At 60.9% G+C, this 9300-nt stretch carries 9 protein-coding genes; 5 read left to right on the top strand and 4 right to left on the bottom strand.

The window, feature by feature from the left end; genetic code table 11:
• Positions 1 to 2063 (top strand): putative DNA binding domain-containing protein (locus tag NUW23_13445; protein MCR4427164.1); only part of this gene is annotated, 2063 nt, incomplete at its 5' end.
• 50 nt (positions 2064 to 2113) lie between these two features.
• Entirely contained in the window at positions 2114 to 2488 is a 375-nt protein-coding gene (locus NUW23_13450; protein ID MCR4427165.1) for a hypothetical protein, read from the top strand.
• A gap of 128 nt (positions 2489 to 2616) precedes the next feature.
• On the opposite strand, the gene NUW23_13455 is transcribed toward NUW23_13450, so the two are convergent.
• From NUW23_13455 to argS, 4 genes are read right to left on the bottom strand one after another with little or no spacing between them, the layout of a single operon-like run.
• Positions 2617 to 3300 carry an MBL fold metallo-hydrolase gene (locus NUW23_13455; protein MCR4427166.1) on the bottom strand — a complete coding sequence of 228 codons (684 nt, stop codon included), beginning with the start codon at positions 3298 to 3300 and terminating at the stop codon, positions 2617 to 2619.
• 30 nt (positions 3301 to 3330) lie between these two features.
• Positions 3331 to 4683: a site-specific DNA-methyltransferase gene (locus tag NUW23_13460; GenBank protein ID MCR4427167.1), complete on the bottom strand. Its 1353-nt coding sequence runs from the start codon at positions 4681 to 4683 to the stop codon at positions 3331 to 3333.
• Positions 4684 to 4705: 22 nt separating this feature from the next.
• Complete coding sequence (locus NUW23_13465) at positions 4706 to 5473, bottom strand: hypothetical protein (protein ID MCR4427168.1); 768 nt, start codon at positions 5471 to 5473, stop codon at positions 4706 to 4708.
• 4 nt (positions 5474 to 5477) lie between these two features.
• A complete protein-coding gene (gene argS / locus NUW23_13470; protein MCR4427169.1) occupies positions 5478 to 7172 on the bottom strand; it encodes an arginine--tRNA ligase in 1695 nt (564 codons plus the stop codon).
• A 165-nt stretch (positions 7173 to 7337) separates the two neighbouring features.
• Between argS and NUW23_13475 the strand changes: the two genes are divergently transcribed.
• The 3 genes from NUW23_13475 to NUW23_13485 form a co-directional block, all read left to right on the top strand.
• Positions 7338 to 7973 (top strand): ABC transporter ATP-binding protein, encoded by a 636-nt coding sequence (locus tag NUW23_13475; protein ID MCR4427170.1) that lies wholly within the window; start codon positions 7338 to 7340, stop codon positions 7971 to 7973.
• Complete coding sequence (locus NUW23_13480) at positions 7948 to 8625, top strand: heme exporter protein CcmB (GenBank protein ID MCR4427171.1); 678 nt, start codon at positions 7948 to 7950, stop codon at positions 8623 to 8625. Before NUW23_13475 ends, NUW23_13480 begins: the two co-directional genes overlap by 26 nt.
• A gap of 20 nt (positions 8626 to 8645) precedes the next feature.
• Positions 8646 to 9300 (top strand): cytochrome c biogenesis protein (locus NUW23_13485; GenBank protein MCR4427172.1); only part of this gene is annotated, 655 nt, incomplete at its 3' end.

The raw sequence follows: 9300 nt of genomic DNA on the forward strand, positions 1-9300 counted from the left end.
TTTCCATGTTCGCCTTCACCGCCACGCCCAAGCCCAAAACGCTCGAGCTTTTCGGCACCCGGCGCGCGGACGGGAAGTTTGGGCCATTCCACCTCTACAGCATGCGCCAGGCCATCGAGGAAGGGTTCATTCTGGATGTGCTCGCCAACTACACTACGTACAAGGCCTATTGGCGGTTGCTCAAGAAGATCGAGGACGATCCCCGGTACGATAAGAAAAAGGCCGAGTATCTACTAAAGTCCTTTGTGGAGCTCCACCCGCACGCGATCAACGAGAAAGTGCGGATCATGGTCGAACACTTCGCCGCGCAGGTGCAGGGCGAGATCGGCGGCAAGGCGAAGGCGATGATCGTCACCCGCTCGCGCCTGCACGCCGTGCGCTACAAGCTCGCCTTAGACAAATACTTGGTGGAGCGCGGGTATCCATTCAAGGCGCTGGTTGCCTTCTCGGGAACAGTGCAGGATGGCGGCCAGTCTTACACCGAAGCCGGCATGAACGGCTTTCCGGAGGCCCAGACCGCGAAGGCTTTCAAGCGCCCGGAGTACCGCTTCTTGATCGTGGCCAACAAGTTCCAGACGGGCTTCGACGAGCCTCTCCTGCACACAATGTACGTGGACAAGAAGCTGGGCGGAGTGAACGCGGTGCAGACCCTTTCGCGCCTGAACCGCACTCATCCTGAAAAGAGAGGCACGATGGTGCTCGACTTCGCCAACGAGGCTGACGAGATCAAGGCGGCCTTCGAGCCGTATTACGAAACGACCCTGCTGTCCGAAGGGACCGATCCGAACCTGCTTTACGAGATCCAAACGCGCCTGGCTGGCTTCCCCGTCTACACCGAGGCAGACGTGAACGCTTTTGCCAAGGTATACTTCGACAAGAGAGCCACGCAGGACCGACTGTATGCAGCCCTTGCCCCCATCGTGGAGCGCTTCCGCGAGCTGACCAGGGATGAGCAGCAGGATTTCCGCGGCCAGCTCACCGACTTCATCCGGCTCTATGCCTTCCTGGCACAGGTGCTCACCTTCGCCGACCCCGACCTGGAAAAACTCTACGTTTTTGCGCGTCACCTGCGACGGCTACTGCCTGCCGATCGCGATACGCTACCCTGGGAAGTGCAGCACAACATCGACATGGAATCCTATCGCATCCAGCAGACGTCAAGCGGCAGGATCACGCTCGATCGGAAAGCCGGCCTGCTCGATCCGCAAAGCACCAAGGGCCCGTATGGGGTCGCGCCGGAGGCACTGGAGCCCCTCTCGCGGATCATTGCGGAGTTGAACGAACGCTTCGGGCTCAATCTCGGACCAGAGCACCGCGTCACACTGGGCTACATAATGGCAAAACTCGACGCCGACCCTGCCCTTGCCGCCAGCGCTCGGGTGAACACGCGTGAAAATGTACGTCTCACATTCGACCAAAAAGTCGAAGAAGTGATTCAGGACATCGTAGACTCGAACTTCGAGCTCTACAAGCGGATCACGGACGATCAGGCGTTCGGCGAAGCAGTGAGGAGTTTCCTCTTCGACCAGTACCTGCGTACACACCGGCAAGCGGAGGAACTGGTCAAACGCGGGGAGTCCAAGACGCTCGAGTTCGAGCCCGCACTGCGTCGGAATCTCAAGGAGAACCGGCAGGACGATCAGAACGTGACCCATGCGGTGCTGAAGACCATCGCCGCGTTCCTCAATACGGAGGGCGGTGATCTGCTGATTGGGGTGGCGGACGACGGCTCGATCGTCGGCATTGAGCGGGATGCCTTCGAGAACGAGGACGAATTCATGCTTCACCTCACGCAGGCAGTTGGGGACGCGCTCGGTGACCGGGCGAACACCTGCATCGACCCGGGAATTCAGGTCCTGCACGGCAGGACAGTTTGCCTGGTGAGCTGCCGGCGCAGCCTTGAGCCGGTGTTCGTGAAGTGGAAGGAGATGGAGGCAAGCCCCGAAGGCGGCTTTTACGTGCGAAGCGGCCGGGGCAGTGTGCGTCTTTCGCCTGAAAGCGCCCAGGAGTACATCCGGACGCGTTTTCGCAGCCGGTCGGCGGGCAAGGGTACCGAGGGATAACCTGCCATGTTCCATACCTATAGGGGGACGACGACAAAGAGCTGCTCAAAATGGTGATGACAGACAACGCCGCGGAAGGCCCTCGCGTGGCATGGCACGCTCACAACAAAGCCCGGCGTGAGCTCTTGGTTAAGCGCGCCCCGGGCGAGGCAGAGACGGGGAAGAGTCTGAACCGCGTCATCCGGCAGATCGTCTCCCGCGCCTCCGAGAGAATGGTAGGCATCCTCCTCGCGTCGGCAGGCCTCAAGAAGCCAGACGTCTCGATCCTTTTCGAGGACCTTCTGGACGCTCTTCCGCATTGGGCCTTCCCAGGCCTCTACCACTCATCTGTTCACGTCAAGGCCGGAGATCTCCTGTTCTCCTGGTCCACACAACCAGAGACATCGATAGACGCCTTCTGGTGGAGAGGCCCAGATGGTTGGTGAACTGGCGTGTATCCAAAGATTCACAGCCCCCCGACACAAGCGCGGCCAGGCCCCCCGCGCTACTGAGCCAGGGGACCCGGCCGCGTGGGTTCCAGGACCAAGCGAGCCGGTCAGGGTCAAGGCCTCACCTACTGGTATCGAAGTACAACCGCAGTCGTCTCCGCAGGTAGCCTGTCCGCAGACACTATGTATTCGCGGCCGGCCGGGCGTTGCACCTGCGCGATCCCGCGCAAGAACTCCTCGGGCCCTGCGAGGGGGAACTTGAGCGACGGGGTCTTGTAGTGCATGGGAATGACCACCCTGGGTTTGACCCTTCTGACCAGCATGAGCGCGCCGGCGGCGTCGATGGTGTACACGCCTCCCACCGGCGCCATCATCACGTCGACGCGTCCCCAGGAGTCGATCGCATCATCAGAAGGGATGTGGCCGAGGTCGCCGAGATGACAGAAGGTGATCCCCTTCATCTCGATGACGAAGACTGTATTCGTTCCGCGCTTCGCCCCACGCTGTTCATCATGGTAGGTCTGGATCCCGCGGAATCTCGCTCCTCGTATACTGTGCTCACCCACACCCTTCAGCACTTGTGGAGACCCTTGAACGACCCCAACGTTGCCGTGGTCGAAGTGCTCGTGGCTGACTGTGACGACATCGGCCCGGACAGCGGGAAGCCTATAGCCCACAGTCTCATCGAACGGGTCCATCAGAACGCGAAGTCCGTCGTCCGATGCCAACAGAAAGCATGCGTGCCCGAACCAGGTTACGGTCACGGTGCCCGCACGGCCGGCTTGAACCCCGATATCCCCTGCATGCATCACCAGACACCTCCTGAACGGGATGTGTGTTCACTCTGCGCGGTCTTTCAGCCTGAGTACCTGAAAGGCGAGAGCTCCCGGGTCCGCCCCCGCACTCGTCATCCTGTCGATCACCCGGCGTATCCTCTCGAGCCCGATCTCGGCAATGGTATTGTACCCCATCTGCCTTGCCGTGGAGCTGGCCGATGTCGGTTCAGGAGCCTGGATGCACATGCATCGGCGTCCACCGCCGTCCTCGCGATTCTGGTTCAGAACCGCGTGAGCAGTGGTGCACGACCCCGCGAAGAAGTCCAGAACTATGTCCTCGCCTCTTGTTGCGATCCGGAGCAGGGAACGGATCAAAGCCGTCGGCTTGGGAGAATCGAACACCGCCCTGCCGTCGAAGAGTTCCTGGATCTCGCGGGTCCCACGTGCAGCCGTCCCGTGCCTCGCCCCATCGAACCAAGTGTTCTCCACCTTTCCGAAGGCTTCCTTCTCCCGGTAGAACACCTTCATCTGCGGGCCGGCGGTACCGGTTCTGCCAAAGACAATCCTGCCGTCTGCCAGCAACTCGCGGAATGAGGCCTCGTTCTGTCGCCAGCACCTTCCCGGAGGGGGCCAGTGTTCCACACCGGTTGTGGGGTTCACAATGGGGTAGGTGAGGTTGGGCCTGATATTCGGCGCGTCGAACGGGTCGGCCTTCCAAGGCCCCCTTGGGTCGCCATCGGGATTTGAGAACCTGCGCGGGTCAAGCGGAAGAGGGTAGGCCGCGAACCCCGGGACAGAGTTCCACCGGCTGGCGTTCGCCCCCTTTAGCCTGCGGTCAGAGCGCCTGCGGTTCTTAGCATAGACCGTGATGTACTCGTGGCTCACGCTGATGTCTGTATCGTTCTGTACCGACTGCCTCGACTGCCACACGATCTGGGCTACGAAGTTGTCCTCACCGAAGATCTCGTTCATGATCATCCTCAGGTGATGGACCTCATGGTCGTCGATGCTCACGAAGATGACACCATCATCCCGCAGAAGCTCCCAGGCAACCGCAAGACGTGGGTACATCACTGAAAGCCACGCCCACCGGTCCCCGAAGTTGTCAGCGTAGACGAACTCGCGCCGGGCGTTGTATGGGGGATCGATGTAGATCATCTTAACCGCGGAGCAGTGAGTCTCCCGCAGGAGTTTCAAGGCTTCCAGGTTGTCGCCTTCGATGAACATGTGTCGCGCGTCCCGAGACCCGGGGGGGTCCACGGATACCGGGACCAACACCGATCGCGCGGGCTCTCCGGCCGCCGCGACTGCGGCTTGCTTGCCAGGCCAGGTGAAGGAGTACTCTTCAGGTCCCTGCTGCCCAACGCCTTGGGCCTTCTGGCCCGTGACCAACTTCAGGTTGCTCTCAGAGCGCATGAGGAGTCCTCCTCTCAGTGCCTCAAGCTTCCTCTCGCCCTTCCGCCAGTTCCTCCTCGAGTCTCTCCCTCTCGCTCATTCGGTGAGCGTTGTAGCGTTTGAGCACTCGGACCGTGGCGCAGTTGACGAAGATGGAATTGAGCCCCGCGTAGGTTGCGAGCCCCAGGATCATCAGAAACCCCGCTGCCCGGAACCCGAGGAGGAGGAGGACGGTGGGCAGCACGCCCAGAAGAAAGAGGGCCGCGGCGATGGTGACAGTGGCCAAAGTATAGGCGGGGTTGTCCAGCACGAGCAGGGCGGACCTGCGGATCGCCGTAGGGACCCCTACGTCCTGTTCCACCATGAGCGGGTAGACGTAAACACACACCGACCAGATAAATATGGCCAGATAAACCCAGATTCCGGAGAGCATCATCACCCACGTCGCTCTCACGGTGAACACGAGGGAGATGTCGAGAGCCAGCACCACGAGGACCACAGACTGGACCGCACCTAGCATGGCGGCCCTGAGCCAGAAGCGCCCAAACCCACGGAGGAGATCCCGGGGTCCTGCATCTTCTTTGTGCACTGCCAGGTTTCCGGCGTAAGTGACTGCCGCGGTGAGAGGTGCGACTATCGCGACGAATACAGGCAGGCTCATGGGCGAGAGCCCGAGCCCCAGAATAACCGCGAACATGGCCGGGAAGTACCAGGCTATGCTCATGACGAGCACCATTCCCAGCCTCTCGTAACTGGCGCCCAGGGCTCTGCCGAAGGCTCTGAGGGCTTCACCGGCCGACAGACGTGGCACCCTGCTACATCCTTTCCGGAGCACTGATCCCCATTATTGTCAGGGCATTCGCGAACACGGTCTTCGCCGCATCCACAAGCGCGAGCCTCGCCCGGGTCAAGTCTTCCTCAGGCCCGATCACCCGGCATTCCGTGTACCAGCTGTGGAACAGGCCCGCGAGGTCCAGGGCGTATCTTGCGAGCCTGCTCGGAGCGCGTTCAGCAGCGGCGGACAGAATCTCGTCGGGATATGCCGCCATTTTCTTGATCAGCTCGATCTCGGTCTGATGCGTCAGGGGCGAGAGGTCCGGGTCAGCCCAGGTCTCGGGGGGGACCCCTGCGACCTCCGCCTGCCGGAATATGCTGCACGAACGGGCGTGGGCATACTGGATGTACCACACCGGGTTGTCCATGGTCTGCGCCCGGGCCAAGTCCAGGTCAAATTCCAGGTGGGATGAAGTGTTCCTCATGATGAAGAAGTAACGCGCGGCATCTTTGGGGACTTCCTCGAGCAAGTCATCCATGGTTATGAATTCCCCGGCACGCTTGGACATCTTGACCGGCTGTCCCTCACGCATGAGCGTGACCAGCTGGAGTATCAGCACCTCTAGGGTTCCTTTGGGGTACCCGAATGAGGATATTCCTGCCTGCATCCTACCCTCGTAGCCGTGGTGGTCGGGGCCGAGGATGTCGATGAGTTTCGTGAACCCTCGGACCAGCTTGTCCTTGTGGTAGGCCAGGTCGGGCGCGACGTAGGTGTAAGCACCGTCGCTCTTTACGAGGACCCGGTCTTTGTCGTCCCCGAAGGCGGTTGACCTGAACCACAGGGCGCCCTCGGACTCATAGGTGTGCCCGGATTCCGTCATGCTGGCGATCAGGGCCTCGACCGCCCCCGCCCGCCTCAATTCCCTCTCGGAAAACCACCGGTCGAAGACGACCCCATATGCCTCTAGGGATTTCCGCTGCCAGGCCAGGATCCTGGTCAAGGCGAATTCGCGGAAGAACTCCCGTGCCTGATCCGGGCCCATCTTATCGATCTCCGGGCCGTGGGCCTCCAGTGCAGCCTGGGCTACATCCCGCACGTACTCTCCCCTGTACCCGTTCTCCGGAAATGGGTAGTCCTTGCCTGTAAGCTCCATGTAACGTGCATACACCGATTCTCCCAGGATGTCTACTTGGTTCCCGGCGTCATTGATGTAGAACTCGCTGGCCGCGTCGTAGCCCGCCGCCCGGAACAGCCTGACCAGAGTATCCCCTACCGCGGCCGCCCTCGCGTTGACAACGTTGAGAGGGCCTACCGGGTTCGCGGACACAAACTCGACAAGGACCTTCTCGCCCCGGCCATGATCGGAGCTGCCGTAACGGGGCCCCATCGACCTCACCAGCCGCACAGTCTCATGCAGCCAGGCGGGGTTGAGGCGGAAGTTCACAAAGCCGGGCCCTGCGACTTCCGCGGACTCTATATAGCCCTTCTCGGGCGAGGCCATTATCTCCCTGACGATGAGGTTCGCGAGGTCCCTCGGAGCACGCTTTGCGGCACGCGCCAGAGACAGGGCTATTGTGGTGGCGAACTCGCCGAACTTCGGATCCTTTGGGACTTCGAGTGTGGGCTCGACGGGCACATCTGGAGGGATGTGACCCGCTTGCTTCAGATTGTTCACGGCGTTCTCGATTGAAGTGGAGATGTGTTGTCTCAGCTTGTCCATGATGTTCTGTGTCAAAACGTCCTCACCTTGCCTTTGAAGGCAGTATTCCGCGCCTCGCGCGGGAAATCCTCCTGGTTGAAAGCCTCCAGGCCTCAGGTTTACAGCCCTCCAGACCAAATGTATAATTGGCTCAGCATACTGGCACGCAGCAGAGTGCGCCCGGTCTCGGAGGTCGGTTCCTTGCTCGGCAGCACTTGGGATACGGAACTCAGGTTCGAATCTGTGTCAAAGTCTTTCGGAGAACGGAGGGTTCTCCGAGAGGTTTCGGCTTCGATACGGACAGGCCAGATCCTTGCAGTTGCAGGCCCGAACGGCTCAGGCAAATCCACGCTCCTCAGGATAGCCGCTGGGCTCTTGCATCCATCTTCCGGCCGAGTGCGGCTCATCCGGGGCGGGACCGACGCCTCATCATCGGCTCGGCGTGCTCTAATCGGGATGGTGTCCCCTGATCTCACTTTGTATGACGAACTCTCCGCTCTTGAGAACTTGAGATTCTTCGCCCGGGTCAGGCAGATCGACGATTCCACTCAGCGCCTCTTGGCTCTATTGGACTTGGTCGGACTGGCCGGAAGACATCACGACCTTACCGGGTCCTACTCATCCGGGATGAAGCAGCGGTTGCGGTACGCGTTTGCCCTTCTGCACAATCCGCCTGTGCTATTACTGGACGAGCCCACGGCGAACCTAGATGAGGCCGGGGCGGCGCTGGTCCGAAGGCTCATCGATGAGAGAAAGCAGCCTTCCTGTGTCGTGCTGGCATCGAACGAACCGGAGGAGGTGGCCCTGGGCGATGTCGTGGTACGGCTTGGTTCGTGAGGTCCTCGCCGTCCTCGACAAGGACGTGAGGTCCGAGTTCCGAACTAGATACGCGGCAAACTCCATCGCGTTGTTCGCTGTGACCGCCCTGGCTGTAGTCAGCTTCTCGGTCACCCCCTACTCCCTGGACGCTGACGTCCGGGCGGCGTTTCTATGGATCGTCCTGTTCTTCTCTGCCATGACCGGGCTCTCGCGGTCGTTTGTTCGGGAGGAAGAGTCTCGCACGGCGATGGCCCTCAGGCTGGCGTGCCTACCAAATGCCGTCTATCTGGGCAAGCTCCTTTTCAACATAGGCCTCCTCGGCGCGATCGAGACCATCGTCGTCCCACTCTTCTTCGTATTGATGGATACCACCCCTGGGCACATCGGGCTGTTCCTCGCGGCCTTGGTATTTGGGACTATCGCCCTCGCGGCGTCGACCACAATCGTCGCGGCCATCATTTCGCGGGCGAATGCCAAGGGCGCCCTCTTTGCGGTCCTCTCTTTCCCGCTGGCCCTTCCGGGGCTTGGGGCGTCCATCCGGGCAACCGTGGTTGCCTTCTCCGGGGGCGGCCTTCCGCAGGCGGCTGGGGATATCAGGCTGCTCATCGGGCACGGTGTCATCATGATGGCGCTTTCCCTTCTCCTTTTCGAATTTGTCTGGAATGATTGAGCCTTGAGTGAGGTGCGCGCATGTTCGCCAAGTGGTTTCTCGGGATCTGGATGACCGTCGTGGTGCTCGCAGCTTTCACATGGGCGCCCGCTTCTGCGGACCTCGGCCAGATATCCAGGATCATCTTCTTCCACATTCCGACCGCGTGGGTGTCGGTCCTAGCCTTCCTCGCGTGTATGATCTACAGCATCAGGTACCTACAGAGACGCGACATCGAGGACGACCGCGCGGCCGCGTTCTCCGCCGAATTGGGACTTCTCTTCAGCCTGATTGCGACTGTGAGTGGGTCCATATTCGCCAAGTCCACGTGGGGATCATACTGGAACTGGGATCCACGCGAGACCTCCATTCTCGTTTTGCTTCTCATCTACGCGGCGTACTTCGCACTCCGAAGCGCAGTTGATGAGCGGGAACGCCGGGGCGCGCTCGCCGCCGTCTACGCAGTGCTCGCATTCGTCACTGTCCCGGTACTTGTGTTCGTCGTCCCACGCTTGCCTGCTGTCCAGTCTCTGCACCCGACCGATTCTGTAGTGACGTCAGGCGGGAAGCTCAACATGGACGGGCGCATGTTCGTGGTGTTTCTTGCTTCTCTCGCAGGCTTCACCGGTCTGGCAGCCTGGGTGTTGAGGCTCAGGATCCGTGCCGCCCGGGCCTTCGACCGAATCGTCAAGGAGG

It is taken from the genome of Bacillota bacterium, from assembly GCA_024655925.1.
GTDB lineage: Bacteria > Bacillota > DTU025 > DTU025 > JANLFS01 > JANLFS01.

What these genes read in the sequence shown, in the direction of transcription:
- NUW23_13450 (MCR4427165.1), top strand. Translation starts at nt 2,114, where the DNA reads ATGGTGATGACAGACAACGCCGCGGAAGGCCCTCGCGTGGCATGGCAC.
- NUW23_13455 (MCR4427166.1), bottom strand. Translation starts at nt 3,300, where the DNA reads ATGCATGCAGGGGATATCGGGGTTCAAGCCGGCCGTGCGGGCACCGTG.
- NUW23_13460 (MCR4427167.1), bottom strand. Translation starts at nt 4,683, where the DNA reads ATGCGCTCTGAGAGCAACCTGAAGTTGGTCACGGGCCAGAAGGCCCAA.
- NUW23_13480 (MCR4427171.1), top strand. Translation starts at nt 7,948, where the DNA reads ATGTCGTGGTACGGCTTGGTTCGTGAGGTCCTCGCCGTCCTCGACAAG.